Source organism: Kribbella sp. NPDC048928 (assembly GCF_043197975.1).
Classification (GTDB): domain Bacteria; phylum Actinomycetota; class Actinomycetes; order Propionibacteriales; family Kribbellaceae; genus Kribbella.
In genome coordinates, this window is the sequence record NZ_JBICUC010000002.1 from 1,207,891 (window position 1) to 1,233,246 (window position 25,356).

Below are 25,356 nucleotides of genomic sequence, written 5' to 3' on the forward strand. Positions count from 1 at the left end.
GCAGGTTGATGCAATCAGTCCTTGGGGCGGAGTAGGGGGCGGACGACCTCGCGGGCGTCGTGGATTCGGGACTTGACGGTGCCGAGCGGGGCGCCGACCTCGGCGGCGATCTCCTCGTACGACAGGCCGTACACGTCCCGCAGGACCAGCGGGGTGACCATCTGCGGCCGGTCGCGCTCGAGCGTCTCCAGGGCCTCCAGGAGGTCCAGGCGGGTGCCCGCGATCACGCTCGTGGTGCGCGGGTCCGGGCGCTCCAGCTGCTCGGGGTTGTGGGCGGCCTGGGCGGCGCGCTTCAGCTTGCGGTACGTCGAGCGGGCCGAGTTCGCCGCGACCGAGTGCACCCAGGTGGAGAAGCTGCTGCGGCCCGAGTACGTGTTGATCTTGGTGGCGATGTTGAGCAGTGCCTCCTGCGCGGCGTCCTCGGCGTCGGCGGAGTACGGCAGGACGCTGCGGCAGATCCGGAGGACGCGCGGATGCACCTGCCGCAGCAGGTCGTCCATCGCGTTCTTGTCGCCCGCCTGGGCCCGCTCCGCGAGGGTGGCAAGGTCGTCCGTCGGGCCGCTGCTCTCGCTCATCTGCGCCTTTGCTCTCGATGGGCCCCGGTAAGGGACACTCCAATGACCCATAATGCCCTGTATGGGGGTCCCAACCAGACTCGGTCGGTACGTCGTGCGCCGACGCCTGGGCTCAGGCGGTTTCGCCACGGTGTGGCTGGCTCATGACGAGCAGCTGGACGCCGAAGTGGCGATCAAGGTGCTCGCCGACAACTGGGGCCACGACGACTCGGTCCGGCACCGGTTCCTCGAGGAGGGCCGGTTCCTGCGCCGCGTCGAGTCCGAGCACGTCGTCCAGGTGCACGACGTCGGCGAGCTCGAGGACGGGCGGCCGTTCCTGGTGCTCACGTACGCCGACCGCGGCACGCTGGCCGACCGCCTGAAGCAGAAGCCGCTGCCCCTGCCCGAGGCGGTCGACGTGGTCGTCCAGGTCGGTCGCGGCCTGCAGGCGCTGCACCGGCGCGGGCTGCTGCACCGCGACGTCAAGCCGGCGAACGTGCTGTTCCGCAGTACCGACGAGGGTGAACGGGCGGTGCTGTCCGACCTCGGTCTGGGCAAGTCGCTCGACGAGGTCTCGCGGATCACGATGCCCGGCGGTACGCCGTCGTACGTCGCTCCTGAGCAGGCGCTGGGCGAGCGGCTCGACCAGCGCGCCGACCAGTACTCGCTGGGAGCCGTCGCGTACGCCGCACTCACCGGGCGCTCCCCGCACCAGGTGGACGGGCTGGGCGCGGCCAGCCGGGTCGAGGTGGCGCCGCCGCCGAGCTCGCTCGGGTTCGACCTGCCGAGCCAGGTCGACGCCGCCATCGTCCGCGCCCTGGAGCCGGACCGCGAGAAGCGCTGGCCGGACGTGCAGACGTTCACCAAGCAGCTCGTCGGCGCGCTCGACGAGAACACCCGCGACCTCCCACTCTCCGAACGCGAGACCGTCCACATCGCCGGCGGACCCGGTGACGCGGACGATCCGAACGACCTGACCGCGCTCAGCGACGCGAACCAGCCGACGATCGTGAAGCCCGCGGACCCGTCGGAGACCACCGAAGCCGTACCTGCCGCAACCGAGCCAGTGGTCCAGCCGGAGGCTGAACCAGCAACCGGACCGGCGGCCGGGGATCCCGCGGCGGCCGAGGCTGCATCCAGGGCGGTGTCCGAGGCGGTGTCCGAGGCTGCTGCTCAGGCAAGGACCGAGGCGGCGTCGACGACCGGCGCCCCGCGGAAGAAGCGACGGGGTCGCTGGGTCGTCGCGGCCCTGCTGGCACTCGTGGTCGGCGGCGGCGCCGGGTACGGCGGTCAGTGGTACCTGGCCGGCCGCGAAGAGGTCACGGTCGCGGAGGACGGGTTCCAGGTCAAGCTGCCACGCGCCTGGGCGCAGTCGATGGCCACCTCGCCCTGGACCGTGCCGGGCAGCAACGACAGCGCTCCGGCGTTCCGCGTCAGCAAGGACGCCAACTGGTCGGGGCATTCGCCGGGCGTGTTCATCGGGGTGTCCAAGACCAAGCTCGCGGTGCCGGAGAGTGACCAGTGTGAGAACCCCGGCGGCGCGAATTCCCATGCGGTCGGTGAACAGATGGTCACCGACCGGGTTTCCAGTCGCTGCTTCGGTGCGGATATCGTGCTGCTCCAACGAGTCGTCGATTACGGGGACGGCGGCTCGCTGCTCGTGCAGGTGGCAGTGCCCAGGGACCGTCAGGTCCGCGCCACCGAGATCGCCAACACGGTGCACTACAGGAGCAGCTAGGACACCAGCTAGGACACCAGGTCCTGCACCGACTCAGGAAGTCCCCATGCGATTCCCGATCGAACGGCTGCGCCCGTCGCCGGCGCTGATCCAGTCCCTACGCGGCAGGTTCTACCGGCTCCGCTCCACGATCTTCCGCGCCATCTGGCCAGTCGACTGACCTCACTCCACAGTCAGCCAGGTGATGCCCAGGGCAGCCGCCCAGAGGCCCGCGCCGAGCCAGCCCAGTACGTGCAGTCCGCTGACGAAGCTGGGGGAGTGGCCGAGCGCAGCACCGTACACACCAATGCCCATGGCCCCGACTGCCTGTCGACTGGTGTTGTTGACGCCGCTGGCCAGGCCCGCGCGGTCCGTTGGCAGCGCGGCGATGGCGGCGTGCACCACGGCGGCTGTCAGGAAGCCCATGCCGAGACCTAGGCCGAGCTGCACCGGTACGACAGCCGCGTAGCCGCTGGTGTCGTGGATGCGAAGCAGGCTGGCGGATCCGACGACGCCGAGGATCAGCCCGATGGACATCGGTAGCCGCGGACCGTACCGGGCGGTGATGCGGCCGGAGACTGGTCCCAGTACAGCCAGCGGCAGGAAGAGCGGGATGAGCTCGAGCCCGGCCCGGAACGCCTTGTGGGACAGGTGTTCCTGCAGATAGAGCGTGAGCACCAGGACGGTTCCCAGCCCGACGAAGTTCATCAGGCCCGCGATCACGTTGGCGCCGACGAAGTCCGGTCCGATCCGCAACCGGGTCCTGGGACGCTCGTCGTGCGTCTGCCGTCCGGGGACGAGCCGCCAGGCCAGCGGGAACCCGACGGCGATGATCGGCAGGTTGATGAGGAACACGGCCCGCCACCCCAGCCCGGCCACCAGGGCCCCGCCGAGCAGTGGGCCGGACGGCAACGCCAGCGCACCAGCGCCTGACCAGATGCCGACGGCACGTGCTCTTGCGGCCCTGTCGACGTACAGGTTCGTAATGACCGCCAGCGTGCCTGGGAGCAGCAGTGCGGCGCCAACACCCTGCAGGGCGCGTGCGGCGACGAGTAACTCGATCGTGGGCGCTACGCCGCAGGCGAGCGATGCGAGGCCGAAGACGGTCAGGCCGGTCAGCAGTACGCGTCGATGGCCGATGCGGTCGCCTAGCGCGCCGAACGGGAGCAGGAGGACGGCCAGCGCGATCATGTACGCCGCAACGACCCACTGCTGTCCGGTGAGGCTGGTGGCGAGGTCGAGGCGGATCGTCGGCAGGGCGACGTTGACCACGGTCACGTCCAGCTGGATCAGAAAGATCCCGACACACAACAGTGCGAGCAGCATGCTCCCCAAGTTCCCACCGGAGTACTTCGCTGACCGTCGAAGTGTCTTGGTGCCAGCATGGGAGGTATGGAAGGTGATGCGGATGTCGCGCGCGTTGCGGCGCTGATGGCCGAACCTGCGCGGGCGAAGGTCCTGATTGCGCTGGCCGACGGCAGGTCGCTGCCTGCGTCGCTGCTGGCGTCCGAGGCGGGTGTGTCGCCGCAGACGGTCAGTGCACACCTCCGCAAGCTGCTGGACGGCGGCCTGGTCACCGTGGAGCAGTCCGGCCGCCACAGGTACTACGGACTCACCGGACCGGAGGTTGCTGCCGCAGTGGAGGCACTGGCCCGCCTGGCCAAACCGCAACCGATCACGTCACTGCGCCAAAGCACCCGCGCGGCAGCTCTCCGCGAGGCACGTACCTGCTACGACCACCTGGCCGGCCGGTTAGGCGTGGCCCTGCTTGAGGGTCTGGTACGTCGCGACGCCCTGATCCGTACTGATGGCGGCCAAGGCACCGAGCGCCGCGCGGAGGACCCGCTGGCGCAGCAACTGCCTGACGGCCCGTACGCCCTCGGCCCCAACGCCACTGAGGTCTTGGCCGAGCTAGGCGTTGACCTGACCGAGCAGCCAACGCGCCGTCCGCTCCTGAGGTTCTGCGTCGACTGGAGCGAACAACGCCACCACCTGTCCGGCCAACTGGGCGCCGCTGTCGCCAATGCCTTCCTCGCCCGCGACTGGCTCCAGCGCCGCCCCAAGCAGCGAGCAGTCCACCTCACCACCATCGGCCGCGACCAGCTGGCGCAGCTGCTATGAGTTGAGCGGGCTGTCGCGGCGCTTGACGCTCTTCGTGGCGTGGTCGAGCACCTCGAGCAGTGCCTCCTTGTCCTGCGGGAGGCCCGTCGAGCTCATCTCCACGGCACAGTTGCCGCTGTCGTCGGCAACCCAGCGCACGACGACGTACCGCAGCACACCGTCCGGTGACTGCTCGGGCGGAGGCACATAGGTGTAGGCGATCGTCGCGTAGTCCTTGTCGACCTCGTGCGAGGTCAGGTTCAGCATCTGGTTGGCCGGCAGCTTGTCCAGCTGGGCGATCCGGAGCTGCATCGACACCGACGGCGGACGCTTGATCGTGAAGCCGGCCTCGATCCTGATCCACCGCTTCCCGGTCGGATCGGTGAAGCGACCGGTCGTCGGCGGGTACTGCTGCGTCAGCCCCCAGCCGTCGGGGACCCGCAAGGTGACCCGCGACTTGACCACGCCCTTCGCGTCGAAGCTCTGGGTCCGGTAGCTCAGGTCGTCCGCCTTCAGCGCCGGTGAGTCGTCGTACGTGACCTTGCGCGGCGGCGGTGTGGGGCTGGGGGTCGTCGTGGCGGGCGGTGTTGTGGAGCCGAGTGGGAGCGGCGCCGCGGTGCCGGCCAGGCTGGGCTCGTCGGTCAGGACGAGGCCCGCGCCGTACCCGCCGGCACCCCCGACGCCCGCGAGGGTCAGCAGCCCGGCACCCAGCATCGCGCGCCTGGTGACAGTCCTCGCCATTCCCCCACCTCCCCAGGTCTTACCTAAGTAAGAAGACACCTGAGTGGCTCCTCAGGTTGCAGCAGCGAGGTAACGATTCCGTGAAAAGGGGGTCAGTTGGGTTCGCTGACCGAGGTGGAGGCCTTCTCGACGATCTCCTTCAGGGCGTCGGCGTCCTCGGCGAAGCCGGTGACGCTCATCTCGACGTTGGTGTTCTGGCCGTTGATCGCGATCCAGCGGACGATCACGTACCACAGCGTCTTGCCCGGGATGTAGGTGTAGATCAGCGTCGCGACCGAGCGGGGCTCACCGTCGTCGCCGGTGATCGTGTCGCTGGTGTGGTCGACGATGCGGAGGTCGTTCTCCAGCGGCTGGCTCTTCTTGAGGTCGACGATGAGCTGGGTCATCTCGTCGGTCGGGGTGCCCTCGGCCGGCTCGTCCGCCTGCACACGCACGCTGCGCTGATCGGGCTTGGTGCCGTACTTGACCCAGTCGGGGTGCTTCGGATCCCGCTTGGTGATCCGCCACTCCTGCGGGATCTCGACGTCGAGCCGAACCGTCTGCCCGTCCTTCGCCGTCACCGAGAACGAGCGCTCGGAGTAGTCGAACCCAGGCTGCAGCGGATCGACGTTGATCGGAATCGGGGTCTTCACCGGCAGCGGTGGCTCGGTCGGTGTCGGGGTCGGAGTAGGAGACGGCGAGACCGCGCCCAGTGGCCCCGCGGTGCCGGAGGCGGTGGGTTCGGGGGTGTCGAGGTAGTCGCCGGCGTAGTAGCCGCCGCCGACACCGAGTGCCAGGGCCAGCAACAGCAGCCCGACCAGGAGCACTCGTCTCACGCGCACACCGGTCCACGTGTCGGCGTGACGGCACCCGCGGGCGACGGCACGACAGATGTCGAACCGGCCGGATGCGGGAAGGCGGTCACGGGCACGGGGCCCATCTTCTCAGGCAACCCCGGTCGCGGCCCAAACCCCCACTGTCCTCGCGCCGGACGTTTTCACACCGGTGTCGACTGAATCCTTTCAACGAGGTCTTGACACCCTCCCGGGCCGTACGTAGCGTCCCGCGTGACAAAAGTAACACGATCCTGCGGTTACTTCACATTCATGGCCGGTATCTCGGCGCTCAGGAGGAACCATGGCTTTAGACCGGTCCGTCAGCCGACGGCGGCTCCTGCAGCTGATCGGCGGCGCTTCCGTTGCCGCCACTGCGGGCGGCACGCTGGTGGCCTGCGGCGGAGGCGGCAGTTCGTCGTCCGGTGGCACCCTCAAAGTGATCGGCGCGGGCAGCCAGGAGGCCGGCCTGCGCAAGGCGCTCGACGGCTACAAGTTGGCGCATTCCGACTTCGATTTCAACCTCTCGTTCTCGCCGGCCGACCAGTTGCAGACCGCGCTCCGCGCGCAGCTCGCGGCCGGCAACGCACCGGACCTGCACGCGGTCTATCCGGGCAACGGCAGCGCGATGTCGATGGTCCAGCTGAGCAAGGCGAACCTGCTCGCCGACCTGAGCGACCAGGCCTGGTCCCAGAAGATCCCGACCGGCTTCAAGGGGGCGTTCCAGCAGGACGGGAAGACCTTCATCTTCTCGCCCGGTACGAGTGTCCTCGGCGCGATCTACAACAAGAAGGCGTTCGCCACCGCCGGCGTCGACGTACCGACCACCTGGTCGGAGCTGCTCGCGGTCTGCGACAAGCTCAAGAAGAAGGGCATCACCCCGATCGCGCTCGGCGCGCAGACCCCGTGGGTCACCCAGCTCATCGACTATGCGCTGGTCCCGGGCACGGTCTACGCCAAGACGCCCGACTTCGACGACAAGTTGGCGGCCGGCAGTACGTCGTTCGCCGACTCCGGGTGGGCCGACGCGATGGACAAGTACCTCGAGCTGCAGAAGAAGGGTTTCTTCAACGACAACCCGAACGGCACGACGTACGAGCAGGCCACCTCGATGGTCGGCACCGGCAAGGCGGCGATGGCGATCCAGGTGTCCGCGGTCCTGCAGGCGTTCCGGCAGGCGTCGAAGACCCCCGACGACCTCGGGATGTTCCCGTTCCCGGCCACCGACACCGTCGCCGACAACTGGATCCCCGGCGGGATCGTGGTCGGGATCGCGGTCAGCGCGAAGAGCAAGAAGGCCGAGCAGGCGAAGAAGTTCATCGAGTACTGCGGGCAGCCGGAGAACGTCGCCGCCTGGGCCGAGGCGGTCGCCTGCGTACCGCTGTACTCCGACGGCGACGCCAAGGTGGACCCGGTGCTGACGTCGTTCCTGCCGTACCTGAAGGACAACAAGGCGGTCCCGTTCATGGATCAGCGCTGGCCCAACGCCGAGGTCCAGCCCACCCACTTCGCTGTCGTTCAGGAGCTCCTCGGCGGCAAGACCACCGTTCCGGCCGCCCTGAAGAAGATGGACGAGGCCTACCGGAAGAGCGCATGACGATCACTGCGCAGGCGGTCCGGCGGGACGCGGTCAAGGCACCGCGGCGCCGGGGCGGGATCGCGCCGCCGTGGTTGTTCGCGATCCCGGCGCTGGCCGTCTACGCGTTGGTGGTGCTGTACCCCGCGCTGTCCGGCGCGGGATCGGCGTTCACCGACTGGTCCGGAGTGGGTGAGCAGCGGTCGTTCGTCGGCGTGGACAACTTCAAGCAGTTGTTCCACGACGACCAGGCCCTGGGCGCGCTGCGCAACACGCTGCTGCTCACGGTCGCGATCGTCGTCGTACAGAACGGCCTCGGCCTGCTGCTCGCGCTGGGCGTCCATACCCGGATCAAGACGCGGATGGCACTGCGGATGATCTTCTTCGCTCCGGTCGTGGTCAGCCCGGTGATGGTGTCGTTCCTGTGGAAGTACGTCTACAACCCGGCACCGGACGCCGGCCTGAACGCCGCGTTGGGGGCGATCGGTCTTGGTGGACTGCGGCAGGACTGGCTCGGCAACCCGTCGCTGGCGATCTGGTCGGTGGCCTTCACGGTGATCTGGCAGTGCGCCGGGTACTCGATGGTGATCTTCCTGGCCGGGCTCGAGGGCGTACCGGCCGAGTTGCACGAGTCCGCGATGGTCGACGGTGCCGGTACGGTCGCGCGGTTCCGGCACATCACCTGGCCGCTGCTCGCGCCGGCCGTGACGATCAACCTGATGCTGTCCACGGTCGGCGGGCTGACGTTGTTCACGCAGATCATCTCGATGACGAACGGCGGCCCGGGGTACGCCACCGACACGCTGTCGACGGTGCTCTACAAACAGGCCTTCGTGTACGGGAAGTTCGGCTACAGCACGGCGGTCGCACTGGTGCTCGCGATCTTCGTCGCGGCGGTGTCGTTCATCCAGATCGGGTACCTGCGTTCGAGGGAGACGGCCGCATGAGAACCGGTTATCGTCCGCGGACCTTCATCCTCGAGCTCGTCATGGTGGCGGTCGCGATCGCGTTCTTGTTCCCGGTGTACGCGCTCGTCACGCTGGCGTTCAAGGACCCGACACAGATCGCCAACAAGCCGCTGTCGCTGCCCTCTCCGCCCTCCGTCGGGAGCTTCGGCGAGGCGTGGCGGTCGGCGTCGCTCGGGTCGGCGCTGCTGCACAGCACGCTGATCACGGTGAGCAGTGTCGTCGCGCTGATCGTGCTGGGTTCGCTGGCGGCGTACTTCCTGGCCCGTACGGCGACGCGCTTGAGCTACACGCTGTACATCCTGTTCCTGGTCGGGATCATCCTGCCGTTCCAGCTCGGGATGATCCCGCTGTACCAGCTGGTCAACAACCTCGGCCTGCTCGGTACGTACCAGGGGATGATCCTGTTCTACACCGGGATCCAGTTGCCGTTCACGATCTTCCTCTACACCGGCTTCATCCGCTCGTTGCCGGCCGACTACACCAACGCCGCCCTGATCGACGGGGCATCGCACCTGCAGGCGTTCGCACACGTGATCTTCCCGCTGCTGCGGCCGATCACCGGGACGGTGCTGATCCTCAACGCCGTCCACATCTGGAACGACTTCTTCACCCCGTTGCTCTACCTCGGCGGTTCGGGCCGGGAGACCGTGCCGGTCCGGGTATTTGCCTTCGTCAACGAATACACGTCCGACTACGGGCTCGTCGCGGCCGGCCTGGTGCTCGCGGCCCTGCCGATCCTGGTGCTGTTCCTGCTCCTGCAGCGCTACGTCATCCGCGGCTTCTCGAGCGGCCTCAAGGGATAGCTAGTAGACCTCGATGCGGTCGAGGCTGATGACGGCGCTGGTTGAGGCGGGGTTCTTGTCGCCGGTCACGCGGACCCGGAGGGTGTGGGGGCCGGCGGCAAGCGTGGGGCTGGTGTACATGAGCTGTTCGCCGACGCGGATCGAGCTGTAGTAGTCGACGCGTTGCTCGGGGCCGCCGTCGACCGAGATGGCGGCTATCCCGTTGCCGGTGTCGGCGACGCTGAGGAGGGCCGCGCGGGTGCCGTTGAAGGTGATCGTCGCGGTTGCGTTCGTCTCGCCGCTCCAGTGGTCGTTGCCCCAGAAACACTGGTTGCCGCAGCCGGATCCCGAGCTCCAGGTGCCGGAGTACGCGACCGTGGCGTCGGTGTCGTTGATCCAGTAGTTCGCCGAGCCCGGATCACCCGACGGGAGGTCCTGCGTCGCGCCGGCCGCGAGCGGGCGGCCGAGGTTCGGCGTGCCGTCCGCGTTCCAGGTGATCTTCTGGACGCGCGTCGTACGGAATGAATACGTATACGCACTGGTGTTCTTGCCGTGGTACGCGATCCAGTCCTCGCTGCCGTCCGGCGACTTGAAGAACGAGTGGTGCCCGGGGCCCCAGACACCGGTCTCGTCGTTGCGGGAGAAGACCGGGCCGGCGTGCTGCACCCAGTTCGACGCGACCATCGGGTCGGCGCCGTTCGCGATGCTCTTCATCCACAGCTGGTAGTCGGGCTTGCCGGTGTCGCACGTCGAGTACGTCAGGAACGTGCGCGTCGCGCCGTACAGCGGGGTCGGCCCCTCGCGGACCTCGGTGCAGCCGCCGTCGGCCGGGATCGCGACCCGGTCACCGGTCGCGGTCCACGGATTGCTCATCCGGACGATGTACAACTGCGCCGGCCCGCCCTGACCGCGGCCCGGGCCGGTCCAGACGAAGTACTGCTGGCCGTTGATCGTGAACGGCTCGCCGTCGATCGCGTACTCGCCGAAGTCCGCGATCTTCGCCTTGAAGCTGTACGGTCCGAGCGGGTCGTCGCCGGCCGACTCGAGCACGTACATCCGGTGGTTCGCGTCCACGCCGTCGGAGGCGGTGTAGTAGATGTACCAGCGGTTCCCGACGTGCCGGAACGCAGGCGCCCACATCTGCGTGTTGCGGCTGGTGTCCGAGTCGCGCCACACCACCTGCTCAGGCTGCACGAGCAGGGTCGCCAGGCTCGTCGAGGACCAGATCCCGATCCGGTCGCCGCGGGTGGTCGCGACGTAGTACTTCCCGTTGAAGAACATCATCGACGGATCCGCCGACGGGTTCACCGGGTTCCGGAACGTCTGCGAGGCCGCTTGGGAGGCCGTTTGTGATGGCTGGGCTGGCACTGCCTTCTCCTGCGTCTCGGCGGCTGGTGCGGCGGGCGCCAGTACGGCGGTGAGCAGTACGGCGGCCGTCGCGGTCACTGCGGCACGGAAGAACCTCATGACACACCTCTCGAAACCTGGGGGGCGGACCGGTCTCGTCAACGGTTGTACCGTCTCTTTACCAACGTTGTAAACCGTTGAAACGGGATTCGAACGGTCCGCCGCGGCAACCCTCCCCGGGCCTACTTCCCGCGGGCCTTCCGCTCTTGCTTCGCGGCCAGCTTGTCGGCTGCCTTGCCCAGCTTCTTCCCGGCCTGCTTCACGCCCTTGGCGGCAACCTTGTTGGCGGCATTGCCGGCGTCGACGGCCCTGTGTGCCTTGGGCAACCCCTGCATGGCCTGCCGCATCGCGTCGCTGTTGGCGTGCGTATCGCGCTGCCGCCGCTGCGCTGCGGCGAGCTCTTCGGCGGCCTTCCGCACTGCCCGCTTCTCGAACATCGTCGGTAACTCCTGTCGTTCGGCCGGAACTGATGGTGGTTCGGACGACCCTCCGGACCGCCGGGTTCCGGGTCCGGGACCCTTTCGATCTGGGTCGAAACGATCGCTGCCGGAACCCGGCCGGGTGCGCCGGCGTCGTACTTCGCATGAAGCTCAAGGTGCGGGTCGTGCACTACCGGCACGACTGCTGGTACGCCGACATCGACGACGCCGAGGACCGGCAGCCGGACGATCCCTTCTGGTACGCCGACTGCCGTACGCAGGCCGAGGCGATCGCGCTCGCCTGCTCCCAGCTCGCCGCGCTCGACCACGCGCTGACCACCGGCGCCGCCCCGCACCGGATCAGCGAGATCCTCGCCGCCTGAGCCCCGCGGCCCGCCAGGCCGCCTGAGCCCCCGCGACCCGGCATGATGGGGCGATGCTCGGGGAATCGGACGGCACCAGGGGCGCGGCCACGATCGAGCAGATCGGCCGCCGCCGGACCTTCACCAAGACCCTCCAACTCGCCGTCACCCTCGCGATCGTGCAGGTGCCGATGCGCCTCGCGGTCCAGGACGCCGCCGGTTCGCCGCTCGGCTGTGCGGTGCCCGGCCGGCTCTCGATCCTCGTCGACGCGATGTTCGCGATGGCGTACGTCTACGCGGCCTACCGCGCGTACAAGTACGTCAAGTTCCTGAACCATCAGTCCTGGAAGCAGATCGCGGCCGTCGGGTCCTGGCTGGTCTTCGTCGCGGCGCTGCTCGACGTCGGTGAGGGCTTCCGCCTCTGGCGTGACTTCGCGGCGGCGCCGTGCGCCGACCTGTCCACGGGCCTGCTTACCTGGGTGATGCGCTCGGTGTGGCTGGCCGGGGCGCTGGTCCTCGCCGTCTGCCTGCTCGCATCCAGCGGCTTCGGCCAGCGCAGGTGGTACGGCGCGCAGCAGGAGGCGCCGGCAACGTTCCGGCGCGCGAAACCTGACGACAAGGACGCCGGCCGGCTGATCATCACCTGCTCCGGCGGCGGCATCCGCTCGGCATCGTTCTGCCTCGGCGCACTGCAGTCGCTGCGCGCAAGCGGCCTGTACGACAAGGCGTCCACGGTGATCGGCGTCAGCGGCGGCGGCTACATGGCGGCTGCCTTCCACGTACTGCGACGGACCTGCGCAGATCCGTACGCACCGGGATCGCCCGAGTTGGCTCGCCTGCGCCGGCAGACGCGCTACCTGTTGTCCGGCGGCCGCGCGATGTTCCGCGCCGCACTGTCGGTGTTGTTCGGCCTGGTGGTGAACCTGCTGCTGATCGGCATCGTGCTGCGTGCGATCGCCTGGGTGCTCGGCTGGTTCCTCGCCGACCGGCACGTGATCACGGCGGATCTTCAGGTGGACTGGCGGCCGAACGGGTCGTGGTCCTTCCTCGGCCTGTCCGTGTGTCTGCTGGCGGTCAGTGCGCTGATGTTCCTGATCGAGAAGGTCTGGGACCGCTGGGCACGGATGCCCGACCTGGTCCGCACGATCCTCACGACGATCGGCAATGTGACCCTGCTGTACGGCGTGCCCGTCGCCGTGCTGCTGCTCGGCCTACCGGGAGGCCTTTATCTACTGGGGAAACTCCCCGACGGAACCTCGGATCAGCCGAGTCTGCCGTCGCTGCTCTTGGCATTGGTCGATCCAACGAAGCAGGGCGTTGCGTCGTTCAGTGCACTGGTCGTCGTACTGATCGGACTCGGCAGGTCGGTGTGGAACGGGCTGAGCGTCGAGGGCAAGGCGGCGACCGGGCTGCGCGCGCGGCTCCTGGTGTTCGCGCGGACCAAGCTCGCGCCGTGGGCCGGCAGCGCGATCATCGTCATCGCCGCGATCGTCGTCCTGCTGCGGTGGACCGGTGGCTACGCGACCGATCCGTCGTACCAGGAGGACTGGCACGTCGCGCTCGTCCTGGCGGCGATCGCCCTCGCCATCAAGGTCCTCACGGACGCGAACCGGACCTCGCTGCACTCCTTCTATCGCGAGCGGTTGTCGCGTGCGTTCCTGGTGAAGCGGCAGGACAACGGCGCCGCGGCGGCGCTCGACTACCACCTCCGCCTGCGGTACTCGGACTGGGCGAAGCCGGTCGACGGCGGTCCACAGTTGGTCATCGCGGGGGTCGCGAACGTCGACGATCCGGACTTCGTGCCGACGCAGCGGGACTGTGTTCCGTTCGTGTTCGACGCCGCGCAGATCGGCATCGTCGGCGATCGCTCGCTGCCGGACGGCGGGCGGCGCGACACGGCCGACTACGAACGCGAGGCCGACGTCCTCAAGCGTGAGGTCACGATCCCGGCCGCGATGGCGATCAGCGGCGCCGCGCTCAGCCCACTCACCGGTCGGGTGAACGCCAGGACCCGGCCGGTACGGCTGCTGCTCGCCGTACTGAATGCGCGCCTCGGGGTCTGGCTGCCGAACCCGTACTGGAACAACCGCGCCGAGCCGGCGTTCCCGGAGCAGCACGGGCTCGTCGCGAAGGTCCGGCGGTATGTCGGCAGCGTGATCGACAAGCCCGGTCCGTACCGGCTGCTGCACGAGGCGGTCGGGTCGCCGTCGATGTACGAGCGCCGGATCTACGTGACCGACGGTGGGCACTACGACAACCTCGGGCTGGTCGAGGCGCTCCGCCGCCGGCCCGCGCAGGTGATCGTCATCGACGCCTCGAACGACGCGGAGGACCGCTTCACCGCGCTCGCCGAGGCGATCGCGACGGCGCGGATGGACCACGGCATCGAGGTGCACATCGACCCGTCGCCGATGATCCGGGGCAGCAAGCCGCGCGCCGACCGCGCCTGGGTGTACGGCATCGCGACACACCCGCTCGAGGACAACGAGCTCAAGGACAAAGAAAAGCAAAAGAGTGGAGAGAAACTCGCGGACGAGGAGAAGGAAAAGGGTGCACAGGAAGCTGAGGAGGGCGAGGGCAGCGAGGAGCAGCCGTACCGGACCGAGGTCTTCTTCGTGAAGGCGGTCCTGGCCGGCCAGCTCGACTGGGACCTCGAGCAGTACGCCGCCGAACACGCCGACTTCCCGCGCCGCACCACCGGCGACCAGTTCTACGACGAATGGGACTTCGAGGCGTACCGCTCCCTCGGCCACACCCTCACGCAGTCCCTCACCACCCACCACCGAGCGCACGCACGGTTGTACGACGAGTAACACCTGTGGATAACGCGTTTTAACTGTGGATAACCAGGATGCTTGCTGTGGACAACTGGGGTCAGATCTGTGGATGGGGCGACGGGTCCGGGTGCTGATGCACGTGCAGTCCGGCTGGTGAGAGAACGGTTGCCGGAGCGCTGTTTCGGTGGTGGGATGGGGCCCGTGCACCGGTGAAACTTTACGAAGATTTGTCCGTGACCTTCGGTGCGCCGGATCGTTGATCCGTCAGGTAGAGACCGCCGGCAGCGGATCGCTGTTCTCTCGAAGGGACCCGCCTCGTGCACAAGTTCAACTCGCCGCCTGACTGGCCCGAGCCGCCCAGCGCCAGCTGGCGCCCGCCGGTCGGCTGGCAGCCGGACCCCGCCTGGCCGGCGGCTCCGAAGGGCTGGCGTTTCTGGCTGAATCGCAGCGGTCGCCGCAGCAGTGGCCCGATCGGTGCGTACGGCGCGGTCGACGCCGGCCGGCTGGAGCTCGCCACGGTCGACCCGGGCCTGCTCCTGATGCACTCCTGATCTACTGTCGCTTCCCGGCCCCCGCACGCCCCGGCGTCCGGGGGCCGACGTCTGTCTGACCGTCTTCGGTCAGGGGGCTGGCGCGTTCTTACCGTTTTCTGGTGTTATGTTATCAACCTAGATAACACTCACCTGGGAGGCGTTTCGTGGGCTGGATCGGGCTCGACCTCGGCACGCAAAGTGTGCGTGCCGTCCTGGCCGATTCCAAGGGCCGTGTTCTGTCCCGTGCAACGCGCCCGCTCACCAGCCGTCGCGAAGGCGTCCGCCACGAGCAGGACCCGCAGTCCTGGCTCACCGCCGTCGACGCCGTCCTGGCCGAGGTCGGAACCGCGAACGTCGACGGCATCGCGATCTGTTCCACCTCCGGCACCTTCCTGCTGACCGATCGCTCCGGCCGGCCCGTCACCCCGGCCCTGATGTACGACGACGCGCGCGCGGCCGCCCGGCGGGACGAGATCGTGGATGCCGACCCGGAGCGCTGGGCGACGAGCATGCAACCGACCTGGGCGCTGCCGAAGATCCTCGACCTGGACCTCACGGACCGCCAGGTCGTCCACAGTGCCGACTTCGTCGCCGCACACCTCGTCGGTCACGCGGTCGCCACCGACACCAGCCACGCCCTGAAGACCGGCTATGACCTGATCGCGGACGCCTGGCCGACGGCCGCGTTCGACAAGCTCGGTCTGCCGATCGCCGCGTTCCCTGAGGTCGTCCGGCCCGGCACCGAGCTCGGTCGCACCTCGCAGGGGATTCCCGTCTTCGCCGGCATGACCGACGGCTGCGCCGCCCAGATCGCGGCCGGCGCACTGGCTCCCGGCGCGTGGAACTCCGTCCTCGGGACAACGCTCGTGCTGAAAGGTGTCAGCGACCGACTGCTGTCCGACCCGACTGGTGCCGTCTACAGCCACCGCCACCCTGACGGCGGCTGGCTTCCCGGTGGTGCGTCCAGTACTGGCGCGGGCCTCCTCAGCGAACTGCTGCCGGGCGCCGACCTCAACGCGCTCGACAGCGCCGCCCGGAGCCTCGGTCCGATTCACGCCGTCACCTACCCGCTCACCAAGAGCGGCGAGCGGTTCCCATTCGTCGCACCGCAGGCGGAGCGCTTCACCCTCGGCAGGACGCCCGACGACCTGCATACGTATACAGCGATCCTGCAGGGCGTCGCGTTCCTCGAGCGGCTCGCGTTCGAACATCTTCAGTCCTTGGGGGCGGACCCGGTCCGCTCGGTCTCGCTCACCGGTGGTGCCACCCGAAGTGGCTACTGGAACCAGCTCCGCGCTGACGTCCTCGGCGTACCGGTAGAGCTTCCGGCCGTGCCGGATCCGGCGTACGGCATGGCCGTGCTCGCAGCGTCCGGCGGGACCGATCTCACCGGCACCGCACGCGAACTGGTCCGCGTGGACCGCGTCCTCGAGCCGCGGGGCGACCGCCTCGACACGCTGTACGGCGAATTCGTCGCCGAACTCGACCGCCGGGGGTACCGAGGATGAGGACCACGATCGTGCTGGCCCGGCACGGCCGGACCGAATGGCATCACGGCAACCGGTACACGGGGTCCACGGACCTCCCGATCGACGACGTCGGCGTACGGCAAGCTCAGCAGGTCAAGGATTGGGCGCTGGGCTACGCCCCCGACGCGCTGTGGTGCTCGCCGATGCTGCGGGCCCGCCAGACCATCGCTCCGATCGCGGAGGCACTAGGGCTCGAGCCGACACTGGACGCCCGCTTGCGTGAGGTCGACTTCGGCACGGCCGAGGGCAAGATGCTCGGCGAGCTGCCGCCCGCGGTGGCCAAGGCGTTCGAGCTGGATCCGGTCCGCGACCACTTCCCGGACGGCGAGAACCCGGTCGACGCGGCCGATCGGGTCCGCGAGGTCTTCGACGAGATCGGGCGCCGGCACCCCGGGCAGAAGGTCCTCGCCGTCGCGCACAACACACTCATCCGGCTGCTCGTGTGCAGGGTGCTGGGACTCCGGCTGAACGACTACCGCAGACTGCTACCTGCGCTCGGTCCCGCGGCGCTGGTGCGATTCCGGTGGCAGGACGGCACAGTGGGTCTCGAGGCGTTCAACGTTCCACCACTGCGTTTGGAGACCCTGGGATGACATCGGATGTCGACGGCGACACCACCGAACTGAGCCGGCCCGCGCGCCGGCAGGCCGAGATCGCCGCGTACGTCGTGAAGCACGGCTCGGTCTCCGCGAACGACCTGGTCGAGGCGTTCGGCGTGAGCGTGATGACGGTGCACCGCGATCTGGACGAGCTCGAGCGGCAGGGCGTGGTCCGCAAGTACCGGGGCGGCGTCAGTGCGCAGCCGACGAGCGTCTTCGAGAGCAACGTGGCGTACCGGCTGAACACCGCGCACGCGGAGAAGAGCGCGATCGCCCGGCACGCCCGGACGCTGATCGAACCCGGGATGTCGGTGATGCTCGACGACTCGACCAGCGCGCTGGCGCTGGTGGACCTGATCGAGGACATCACGCCGTTGACCGTCGCAACGAACTTCCTGCCCGCGATCACCCGGCTGTCGCAGTTGCGCGACATCACGCTGCTGGCGCTCGGCGGGATCTACTCCGCGACCCACGACTCGTTCGGCGGGATGCCGTGCGCGGAAGCCGTCGAGGCGCTGCACACCGACCTGCTGTTCTGCTCGGTCTCCGCGGTGTCGCCGACGCACGCGTTCCACCAGGAGGAAGAGATCGTCCTGGTGAAGCGGGCGATGCTGCGCTCGGCCCGGACCAAGGTGCTGCTCGTCGACCACGGCAAGCTGCAGCGCACCGCGCTGCACCGGCTCGCGCCGCTGACCGACTTCGACATCGTGATCGTCGACGAGAAGGCACCGAAGGACCTGATCGACGCGGTCCGCGAGCACGGTGCGACCGTCGAGGTCGCCGAACTATAAGCGCTTCACCTCAGGGGGAGCGGCAAGGAGGGCATATGGACGTCGGCGTCGACGTAGGCACCACAGTGACAAAGGCCGTCGCGTTCGACGCCGCCGGGCGTCCGCTCGCCGTGGCCTCCCGGCCGACCAGGCTCCTGCGCAACGGTCCTGGGCGGTTCGAGCACGAGACGCAAGAGGTCGTTGCCTCGGTCAACGAGGTGGTGCGGGAACTGGCGGCAACGGTAGGCACGCACCCGGACGTGCTCGCGATCACCGCGCAGGGCGACGGTCTCTGGCTGGTGGACGACGCCGGTACGCCGGTCCGCCCGGCGATCTCCTGGCTGGACGCGCGGAGCAGCCCGATTCTCGAGCGGTGGACCGCGGAGGGCGTCGCGGAACACGTGTTCCGGCGTTCCGGAAACCGGATGTTCCCGGGGGCGTCCGGCCCGTTGCTCGCCGCGGTGCTTGCCGAGGAACCGGCGGTGATCGAGGCGGCGGGTACGGCGGCGTACTGCAAGGACGTGGTGATGCAGGCGTTGACCGGTGTCCGGGCGACGGATGTTTCCGATGCCTCCGCACCTTTCCTCGATCCCAGGACCGGGCTGTACGACGATGAAGCGCTGGCTGCCACAGGACTGTCTGGGCTGCGGCAGCTGCTCGCGCCCGTTGCCCCCGATGGCCCGGTTGGCGAGCTGCGCGACGACTCGACCGGAATGGCCCCCGGAACGCGAGTTTCCGCCGGTCCGTACGACCTGCCGGCTGCGGCAGCCGGTGCCGGTGTGATCGAACCAGGCGATGCGTTGCTGACCGTCGGTACGACGCTGGCCTGCCAGGTCGTCACCCGCGACCTCCCGGTCGACGGCGAGCCGGCCGGCCTGTTCCTCGGCACCTGGACGCCCGGCGTCTGGCTCCGCGCGATGCCGGCCATGGTCGGTACGGCGGCTCTGGACCGCGTCCTCGCACTCGTTGGCGTCACCACCGACCAGCTCCCGTCGCTGCTCGCCGACAGTGCACCCGGTGCCGCCGGAGTGACAGTCCTGCCGTACCTGTCGGAGGCCGGCGAACGCGCACCGTTCGTCGACACCCGCGCCCGCGGCACGATCGACGGCGTCTCGTTGTCGACGACGACGGCCGACCTGGTCCGCGCGACCTGCGAGGGCATCGCGTACGCCGCCCGCCACTGCCTCGAAGCAGCCGGCTGGGCCGGGCGCGTCACGGTCTGCGGCGGTGGCGCCCGGAGCAGCGAATGGACCCAGATCCTCGCGGACGTACTGAACGCCCCGCTGCACACCGCCGAGGCCGAGCAGGTCGCGGCCCGCGGTGCGGTGATCTGTGCCCGACGCGCAGCCGACGCCGACAGCGCCGGAGCGGAATGGATCGCCGAGACCCGCCAGGTCGACCCCGATCCGGCCCGCGCCACGTTCTACGCCGACGGCTACGCCCACTACCTACGCCGAATCGAGGCGGCCCGCCCACGCTGGTCCGACCCAGCACCCACTTTCCCAGGAGATCGATGAGAACCGTCAAGACGCTGCTCGCCGGCGACCACTTCGTGCGGAACGAGCTGCTCGCCGCTGCGTTGGAGGCGATTCCCGACGTCGCGTTCGAGTTTCGTGAGGTGACGTTGCCCTGGCCGTTGACGCCGTACGGGCGGGTCGCCGAGGTGGACGAAGCGAGCGACGCCGAGGACCAGCTGATCGAGGCGCTGGCCGGGGTCGAGCTCGCGGTCACACAGATGGGCCCGTTCACCGAGCGGGTACTGGACGCCGCGCCCGACCTGCGCTACCTGGTCGTGTGCCGGGGCGGGCCGGTCAATGTGAACGTGGCCGCGGCGGCCGATCGGGGGATCGCCGTGGCTTCGACCCCCGGACGCAACGCGGTCGCAGCCGCGGAACACGCGATCGCGCTGATGATGGGTGCCCTGCGCAACCTTCCGCGCCTGCAACGGACGCTGGAGCAGGGCGAGTGGCGCTCGGACCTCTACGCGTACGAGGAGTGTGGGGTCGAGCTCGACGGGTCGACGGTCGGCCTGGTCGGGTACGGCGCGATCGGCCGCCGGGTCGCCCGCGTCCTGCTCGCGTTCGGCGCCCACGTCCTGGTCGCCGATCCGTACGTCGAACAGGCGCCGGACGGGATCGAACTGGTGGAGCTCGACGAGTTGCTCCGCCGCTCGGACGTGGTGAGCCTGCACGCGCGGCTGACCGAGCAGACCCGCAGCATGATCGGCGCCGCACAGATCGCGTCGATGCCGCGCGGCGCCGTACTGGTGAACACCGCGCGCGGCGGGCTGCTCGACTACGACGCGACCGTGGACGCACTGGAATCGGGGCAGTTGGGCGCGGCCGCGTTCGACGTGTTCCCGTCCGAGCCGCTGCCGACCGGATCGCGCCTGCTGACCGCGCCGAACATCGTGATGACGCCGCACTTGGCCGGCGCGACCCGGCAGACCGCGCACCGGGCCGGTTCGATCGCCGCCGAGGCTGTTGCGGCGTTCCTGTCCGGAAAGGACCCGGTGGGACTGGTCTCCGCGTAAGCGGGGCACAGGACCTGAGCCATGAAACTTGCGACCTCCTCCACCTGGACCGAGCTGCTCCTGCTGCTGATGGCATTCGTGCTGTCGATGGTGATCGGCATCGAGCGCCAGGTGCACCAGAAGAGCGCGGGAATGCGCACCCACACGCTGGTCGGCAGCGGAGCGGCCCTGTTCACGCTGGTGTCCGGGTTCGGGTTCGACTCCGTCCTCGGGACCGACGTGAACCTCGACCCGTCCCGGATCGCGGCCCAGGTCGTGTCCGGCGTCGGCTTCCTCGGCGCCGGTGTGATCTTCATGCGCCGGGACGTGGTCCGCGGGCTCACCACGGCGGCCACCATCTGGATGACCGCCGCGATCGGGATGGCCTGCGGCGCCGGGATGCCGGTGCTGGCGGTCGCGGCCACCGTGCTGCACCTGGTGGCGGTCGGCCCGTTCGCCCGGCTCGGGCGGTTCCTTCCGTCGCCGGATCGCCGCCGCATCGTCACGGTCCGGTACGACGACGGTTCCGGCGTCCTGCGATCGATCTTGGCGACCGCGACGGCGATGGGGTTCGAGGCGTCCGTCCTCGGGACCGAGGTGCATCGCGACGGCGATCGCCCGCAGGTCCGGGCGTCGATGCGGTTCACCGGCCGGCCCCCGTTGCAGGACCTGGTGATCGCGCTCGACGACCTCGACGGGGTGACCGGAGTGCGTTTGCGCAACGACGACGACGATTGAAACCATCAGCTAAGCTGATGATATGCCTGTGTCGGACGCTGCCGCTCATGAGATTCGTACCAGCCTGTTCCGCTTGGTGCGCCGGTTGCGGCAGGAGCGTCCCGAGGGTGAGCTGAGCTATTCGCAGCTCAACGCACTCGGCTGGCTGGAGCGCGAGGGTCCGATGACCAACGCCGAGCTGGCCGCCGCCGAGCGCGTCACCCCGCAGACCATGATGCGCGCAACCACGGAGCTGGTCGGCTCCGGTTTGATCAGCCGTGCTGATAACCCGAACGATCGACGCCAGGTTCTGCTGAAGATCACCACGAGCGGCGCCACCCTCGTACGCGACGATCGTCGCCGCCGGGACACCTTTCTGGCCAAGGCGATGGACGCGACCCTCACGCCCACCGAGCAGGACCTGCTGCACCTCGCCGCCCGCCTCATGAACAAGCTCTCCGAGGTGCCGCCGGCATGACCAAGGTTGCCGAGGAGGAGGTCGGCGAGCAGGCGGGGTTGCCATCGCGGTACGCCGCTTCTGTGGGGCTCGGCACGCTCCTGCAGCCGCTGAACTCGTCGATGATCGCCGTCGCGCTGGTGGCGATCGGCGCGGACTTCCACGCGGGGACCGAGACGCAATGGCTGGTCTCCGGGCTGTACCTCGCGACCGCGGTCTCGGCGCCGACGGCCGGCCGCCTGGCGGACCTGCTCGGTGCGCGGCGCGTGTTCCTCGCCGGCCTCGTACTGGTGGCTGTCGTGTCCGCGCTGGCCCCGTTGTCGCCGAGCCTCGGCTGGCTGATCGCGGCCCGGGTCCTGCTCGGCATCGGCACCGGCACCCAGTTCCCGTCCGGCGTGGCGATGATCCGCCGGATCGCCGACCGCCGGAAGGCCTCCGCGGTCGGCGCCCTCGGGCTGCTGTCGGTCTTCGCGCAGACGTCCGCGGCGCTCGGCCCGAGCGTCGGCGGGTTCCTCGTCGGTACGTTCGACTGGCAGGCGATCTTCCTCGTCAACCTCCCGGTCGCAGCGATCGCGGGCATCGCTGTACTGCGCCTGGTCCCCAAGGATCCACCGCGGCCGGCCGACGACGACCGCAAGGTGTGGCGCGAGATCGACCTGGCCGGGCTGGTCCTCTTCACGCTCGCGATGACCGCGCTGATGCTCGTCCTGCTGTCGCTCACCACCCACCCGACCTGGTGGTTGCTCGGGGCAGCGATCCCGATCACGGTCGTCTTCATCGTCTGGGAGCGTCGCTCCAGTACACCGTTCGTCGACGTACGGTTGCTCGCCCGCAGCGCGCCGCTCTCGCTCGGGTACCTGCGCACGATGCTCACGTACGTTGCCTTCTACGCGATCTTCTACGGTCTTCCCGGCTGGCTGGAGCAGGCCCGCGGCCTCGACCCCACCAAGGTCGGGCTGGTCGTCCTGCCGATCGCCACGCTCGGAGCGATCACGGTCGCGATCGCGACCCGCCTCGCCCGTCGTCACGGCCCTCGGTTGCTGCTCGTGATCGGCTCGGCGGGTCTGCTGGTCGGCGGCGCTGCGCTGGCGTTCGGAGTGCATGCCGGTACGCCGATCATCGTGCTGGTGCTGATCAGTGCGATCCTCGGCGTACCCAACGGATTCAACGGCCTGGGCAACCAACTGGCGGTCTATCGCGCGGCGCCGCCCGAGGTCGCCGGCGCTGCTGCGGGGCTGTTCCGGACGTCTCAGTACGTCGGCGCGAATCTTGCTGCGGCGGCGATCGCGCTGGTGTTCGCCGGTCCGGCAACGGATGGCGGCCTGCACCGGCTCGGACTGCTGGTCGGCGGGATTGCAACGATTCTGCTCCTGGATGTGATCTTCGTGAGAAAATCACAATGATTCTCTATACGTAACCATCGTTCGGTGATAATTTCACCGGCATGCCCACCGCTCCGAACCCTGTTGACCTCCGCGAACTGGCCGTCCGGCTGGCGATCGCGGCGGGCGAGGAATTGCTGGCGCGGCAGCAGAGTCTGTCGATCGATGCGGCCGGTGTCGAGACCAAGAGCTCCGCGAGCGACCCGGTCAGTGCTGCCGACCGCGCCTCCGAGAAGCTGATCGTCGACGGTCTCACCGCGGACCGCCCCGATGACGGCCTGCTCGGCGAAGAGGGCGCCTCCCGTCCGTCGGCCAGCGGGCTCACGTGGGTGATCGACCCGCTCGACGGCACGGTCAACTACCTCTACGGCCGCCCCGACTGGAGCGTCTCGATCGCCGTCGAGGACGAGAACGGCGCCCTTGCCGGCGTCGTCCACCAGCCCCGCACCGGTACAACCTGGTCCGCCGTCCGCGGCGCCGGCGCGACGCGATCCGCCGTGCAGGGCGTCGGCGCCGCGCGTGCTGACGTACCGCTCGGACCGTTGCGGGCGACCGCATTGGCGACGGCTCTGGTGAGTACGGGCTTCTCGTACCTTCCGGACCGGCGCGCGGAGCAGGCCGCGCTCCTGCAAGACTTGCTTCCCGCGGTGCGTGACATCCGCCGCGGTGGATCGGCCGCGCTCGACCTGTGCTCGGTCGCCGACGGCACGGCAGATGCGTACTACGAGCACGTCATCCAGCCGTGGGACGTCGCCGCCGGTGCGCTGATCGCCGCCGAGGCGGGCGCCACCGTCGTCCGCGCATTCCCCCAAGGCATCCTGGCCGCTGCCCCGTCAGTGGCCGACCCGCTTCTCGAGCTACTCACCAGGAGGTCGGTGTGACGGTTACGGACCTACCGGCCCGGACGCATCCGGACGAACGAACAATTGCTACCGGCAACGATCAGCGGAAACGCCGGCGACGGCGCGAGTACGGGCTGTTCGCGTTGCTGGTCGCGCCGAACCTGATCGTGATCGCGGTCTTCGCGTACTGGCCGATCATCTACAACGCGTTCCTCAGTCTGACCGACTGGAACATGATCGCCGCCCGCCCGAAGTTCATTGGCCTGGCCAACTACGGCCGGACGCTGACCGACCCGGCGTTCCACAAGACGGTGTGGATCACGGTCGTGTTCACCGGGCTGATCGTGGCCGGCAGTCTGGTCATCGGGCTCGCGCTGGCGTTCCTGTTCAACCTGCCGCTGAAGGGCCGCGGCGCGGTTCGTACGATCGCGTTCGCACCGCACGTACTCTCCGGTGCCGCCGTCGCGACCATCTGGGCGTTCATCTTCGACCCCGGCTACGGCCTGATGCGGGCGCTGATCGAGCCATTCGGCGCCGAGCCGCCGGACTGGATGAACAGCTCCGACTGGGCGCTGCCCGGACTCGTCATCGTCTACCTGTGGAAGAACGTCGGCTTCGCCGCGCTGATCTACCTGGCCGGCCTGCAGGGCCTGCCGAAGGATCTCGACGAGGCGGCCGCGATCGACGGCGCGTCCACCTGGACGCGGTTCCGCGCGATCAAGCTGCCGTTGCTTGCCCCGATCACCTTCTTCCTGCTGATCACCACCGTGATCGGTACCTTCCAGGCGTTCGACGTGATCGCGGTGATGACCGGTGGTGGCCCTGGTGATGCCACCACCACGCTCAGCTGGTCGATCTACAACGAAGGCTTCCAGGCGTTCAACGCGGGCCGCGCGGCGACGCTGTCGATCATCATGTTCGCCATCCTGCTCGTCGTCACCGCCGTGCAGGCCCGGGTGATGGAGAGGCGGGTGCACTACCGATGAAGACACGTGCGATCCAGTACGTCGTACTGGTCGGGGTGGCGGCCGTGTTCCTCGGCCCCCTGTACTGGCTGATCTCCACGACGATCAAGTCCCCGACCGAGATCTACAGCTGGCCGCCGGTCTGGTGGCCGGACCACCTGAGCTGGGACAACTTCAAGCTCGCGTGGGAGGCTGCGCCGTTCGACCGCTTCTTCCTGAACTCCACCATCACGACGGTCCTCGGGACGCTGCTCAAGGTCGTGAACGCGGTGCTGACTGCGTACGCGTTCGCCTTCCTGCGCTTCCCGTTCAAGAAGGTGCTGTTCTTCGGGGTGCTCGGCGCGATGATGGTGCCGGGACACGTGACCCTGCTGCCGAACTACCTGACCGTCGCGTCGCTCGGCTGGATCAACACCTACGCCGGCCTGATCATCCCGGGCATCGGCTCGGCGTTCGCGACCTTCCTGATGCGGCAGCACTTCCTCACCCTGCCGACCGAGGTGACCGACGCCGCCGCAGTCGACGGTGCCGGGCATCTGCGAACGCTCTGGCGAGTGGTGCTGCCGATGTCACGGCCGATGCTGATCACCGTCGTGGTGATCACCGCGGTGGAGGAGTGGAACAGCTTCGTCTGGCCGCTGATCGTCACCAACTCCGCTTCGATGCGAACCCTTCCGATCGGCCTGCTGATCCTGAAGACCGAGGAAGGCGTGGCGAGCTGGGGGACCATCATGGCGGCGACGCTGATGGTGCTGGCGCCGATGCTGGTGATCTTCCTGATCGCCCAGCGCTACATCGTCGGCGGCCTCACCCAAGGAGCGTTGAAGGGATGACG

General features: G+C 68.8%; 25 protein-coding genes. 19 read left to right on the forward strand and 6 right to left on the reverse strand.

Features of this window, described 5'->3' with window-relative positions; translation table 11 throughout:
• Positions 1-14: 14 nt before the first annotated feature.
• Positions 15-575, reverse strand: a complete 561-nt coding sequence (locus tag ACGFI6_RS12820) for an RNA polymerase sigma factor (RefSeq protein ID WP_393117861.1) — start codon at positions 573-575, stop codon at positions 15-17.
• Positions 576-636: 61 nt separating this feature from the next.
• On the opposite strand from ACGFI6_RS12820, the gene ACGFI6_RS12825 reads away from it, so the two are divergent.
• Complete coding sequence (locus ACGFI6_RS12825) at positions 637-2,292, forward strand: serine/threonine-protein kinase (RefSeq protein WP_393117863.1); 1,656 nt, start codon at positions 637-639, stop codon at positions 2,290-2,292.
• 162 nt (positions 2,293-2,454) lie between these two features.
• Here the strand turns inward: ACGFI6_RS12825 and ACGFI6_RS12830 are convergent, their stop codons facing one another.
• Positions 2,455-3,597: an MFS transporter gene (locus ACGFI6_RS12830; protein WP_393117864.1), complete on the reverse strand. Its 1,143-nt coding sequence runs from the start codon at positions 3,595-3,597 to the stop codon at positions 2,455-2,457.
• A gap of 66 nt (positions 3,598-3,663) precedes the next feature.
• Between ACGFI6_RS12830 and ACGFI6_RS12835 the strand changes: the two genes are divergently transcribed.
• The gene (locus tag ACGFI6_RS12835) at positions 3,664-4,392 is read left to right on the forward strand and encodes an ArsR/SmtB family transcription factor (protein WP_393117866.1); all 729 of its coding nucleotides are present in this window, start codon (positions 3,664-3,666) and stop codon (positions 4,390-4,392) included.
• Here ACGFI6_RS12835 and ACGFI6_RS12840 read toward each other — a convergent pair.
• Positions 4,387-5,112 (reverse strand): hypothetical protein, encoded by a 726-nt coding sequence (locus ACGFI6_RS12840; protein WP_393117868.1) that lies wholly within the window; start codon positions 5,110-5,112, stop codon positions 4,387-4,389. The genes ACGFI6_RS12835 and ACGFI6_RS12840 overlap by 6 nt on opposite strands.
• Before the next feature lie 92 nt (positions 5,113-5,204).
• Positions 5,205-5,927: a hypothetical protein gene (locus tag ACGFI6_RS12845; RefSeq protein WP_393117870.1), complete on the reverse strand. Its 723-nt coding sequence runs from the start codon at positions 5,925-5,927 to the stop codon at positions 5,205-5,207.
• Positions 5,928-6,228: 301 nt separating this feature from the next.
• Here ACGFI6_RS12845 and ACGFI6_RS12850 point away from each other — a divergent pair, with 301 nt between their 5' ends.
• The 3 genes from ACGFI6_RS12850 to ACGFI6_RS12860 are packed head-to-tail and all read left to right on the forward strand — an operon-like array spanning position 6,229 to position 9,271.
• Positions 6,229-7,521, forward strand: a complete 1,293-nt coding sequence (locus tag ACGFI6_RS12850) for an ABC transporter substrate-binding protein (RefSeq protein ID WP_393117872.1) — start codon at positions 6,229-6,231, stop codon at positions 7,519-7,521.
• A complete protein-coding gene (locus ACGFI6_RS12855) occupies positions 7,518-8,447 on the forward strand; it encodes a carbohydrate ABC transporter permease (protein ID WP_393117874.1) in 930 nt (309 codons plus the stop codon). The genes ACGFI6_RS12850 and ACGFI6_RS12855 overlap by 4 nt, the downstream gene beginning before the upstream one ends.
• Positions 8,444-9,271: a carbohydrate ABC transporter permease gene (locus ACGFI6_RS12860; RefSeq protein ID WP_393117875.1), complete on the forward strand. Its 828-nt coding sequence runs from the start codon at positions 8,444-8,446 to the stop codon at positions 9,269-9,271. Before ACGFI6_RS12855 ends, ACGFI6_RS12860 begins: the two co-directional genes overlap by 4 nt.
• Here ACGFI6_RS12860 and ACGFI6_RS12865 read toward each other — a convergent pair whose 3' ends face one another.
• Positions 9,272-10,717, reverse strand: coding sequence for a glycoside hydrolase family 43 protein (locus tag ACGFI6_RS12865; protein WP_393117877.1), 1,446 nt, complete (start codon positions 10,715-10,717; stop codon positions 9,272-9,274).
• A 122-nt stretch (positions 10,718-10,839) separates the two neighbouring features.
• Positions 10,840-11,094, reverse strand: a complete 255-nt coding sequence (locus ACGFI6_RS12870; RefSeq protein WP_393117879.1) for a hypothetical protein — start codon at positions 11,092-11,094, stop codon at positions 10,840-10,842.
• A gap of 146 nt (positions 11,095-11,240) precedes the next feature.
• On the opposite strand from ACGFI6_RS12870, the gene ACGFI6_RS12875 reads away from it, so the two are divergent.
• The 14 genes from ACGFI6_RS12875 to ACGFI6_RS12940 all read left to right on the forward strand — a co-directional run bounded on the left by ACGFI6_RS12875 (position 11,241) and on the right by ACGFI6_RS12940 (position 25,354).
• Positions 11,241-11,459, forward strand: coding sequence for a hypothetical protein (locus ACGFI6_RS12875; protein ID WP_393117881.1), 219 nt, complete (start codon positions 11,241-11,243; stop codon positions 11,457-11,459).
• 53 nt (positions 11,460-11,512) lie between these two features.
• Positions 11,513-14,251: a hypothetical protein gene (locus tag ACGFI6_RS12880; RefSeq protein ID WP_393117883.1), complete on the forward strand. Its 2,739-nt coding sequence runs from the start codon at positions 11,513-11,515 to the stop codon at positions 14,249-14,251.
• Positions 14,252-14,532: 281 nt separating this feature from the next.
• Entirely contained in the window at positions 14,533-14,766 is a 234-nt protein-coding gene (locus ACGFI6_RS12885; RefSeq protein WP_393117885.1) for a hypothetical protein, read from the forward strand.
• 146 nt (positions 14,767-14,912) lie between these two features.
• Positions 14,913-16,256 (forward strand): FGGY-family carbohydrate kinase, encoded by a 1,344-nt coding sequence (locus tag ACGFI6_RS12890; protein ID WP_393117887.1) that lies wholly within the window; start codon positions 14,913-14,915, stop codon positions 16,254-16,256.
• On the forward strand, positions 16,253-16,870 hold the full coding sequence (locus ACGFI6_RS12895) for a histidine phosphatase family protein (protein WP_393117888.1): 618 nt from the start codon (positions 16,253-16,255) through the stop codon (positions 16,868-16,870). Before ACGFI6_RS12890 ends, ACGFI6_RS12895 begins: the two co-directional genes overlap by 4 nt.
• The gene (locus tag ACGFI6_RS12900) at positions 16,867-17,667 is read left to right on the forward strand and encodes a DeoR/GlpR family DNA-binding transcription regulator (RefSeq protein WP_393117890.1); all 801 of its coding nucleotides are present in this window, start codon (positions 16,867-16,869) and stop codon (positions 17,665-17,667) included. The genes ACGFI6_RS12895 and ACGFI6_RS12900 overlap by 4 nt, the downstream gene beginning before the upstream one ends.
• Before the next feature lie 35 nt (positions 17,668-17,702).
• A complete protein-coding gene (locus ACGFI6_RS12905; RefSeq protein WP_393117892.1) occupies positions 17,703-19,163 on the forward strand; it encodes an FGGY family carbohydrate kinase in 1,461 nt (486 codons plus the stop codon).
• On the forward strand, positions 19,160-20,179 hold the full coding sequence (locus tag ACGFI6_RS12910; protein ID WP_393117894.1) for a 2-hydroxyacid dehydrogenase: 1,020 nt from the start codon (positions 19,160-19,162) through the stop codon (positions 20,177-20,179). The genes ACGFI6_RS12905 and ACGFI6_RS12910 overlap by 4 nt, the downstream gene beginning before the upstream one ends.
• A gap of 21 nt (positions 20,180-20,200) precedes the next feature.
• Positions 20,201-20,896 carry an MgtC/SapB family protein gene (locus tag ACGFI6_RS12915; RefSeq protein ID WP_393117896.1) on the forward strand — a complete coding sequence of 232 codons (696 nt, stop codon included), beginning with the start codon at positions 20,201-20,203 and terminating at the stop codon, positions 20,894-20,896.
• A 22-nt stretch (positions 20,897-20,918) separates the two neighbouring features.
• Positions 20,919-21,353: a MarR family winged helix-turn-helix transcriptional regulator gene (locus ACGFI6_RS12920; RefSeq protein ID WP_393117898.1), complete on the forward strand. Its 435-nt coding sequence runs from the start codon at positions 20,919-20,921 to the stop codon at positions 21,351-21,353.
• Entirely contained in the window at positions 21,350-22,735 is a 1,386-nt protein-coding gene (locus ACGFI6_RS12925; RefSeq protein ID WP_393117900.1) for an MFS transporter, read from the forward strand. The genes ACGFI6_RS12920 and ACGFI6_RS12925 overlap by 4 nt, the downstream gene beginning before the upstream one ends.
• A 41-nt stretch (positions 22,736-22,776) precedes the next feature.
• Positions 22,777-23,595, forward strand: a complete 819-nt coding sequence (locus ACGFI6_RS12930) for an inositol monophosphatase family protein (RefSeq protein ID WP_393117901.1) — start codon at positions 22,777-22,779, stop codon at positions 23,593-23,595.
• Positions 23,592-24,542 (forward strand): carbohydrate ABC transporter permease, encoded by a 951-nt coding sequence (locus ACGFI6_RS12935; RefSeq protein WP_393117903.1) that lies wholly within the window; start codon positions 23,592-23,594, stop codon positions 24,540-24,542. The genes ACGFI6_RS12930 and ACGFI6_RS12935 overlap by 4 nt, the downstream gene beginning before the upstream one ends.
• Positions 24,539-25,354 carry a carbohydrate ABC transporter permease gene (locus ACGFI6_RS12940; protein ID WP_393117904.1) on the forward strand — a complete coding sequence of 272 codons (816 nt, stop codon included), beginning with the start codon at positions 24,539-24,541 and terminating at the stop codon, positions 25,352-25,354. The genes ACGFI6_RS12935 and ACGFI6_RS12940 overlap by 4 nt, the downstream gene beginning before the upstream one ends.
• Positions 25,355-25,356: the final 2 nt, after the last annotated feature.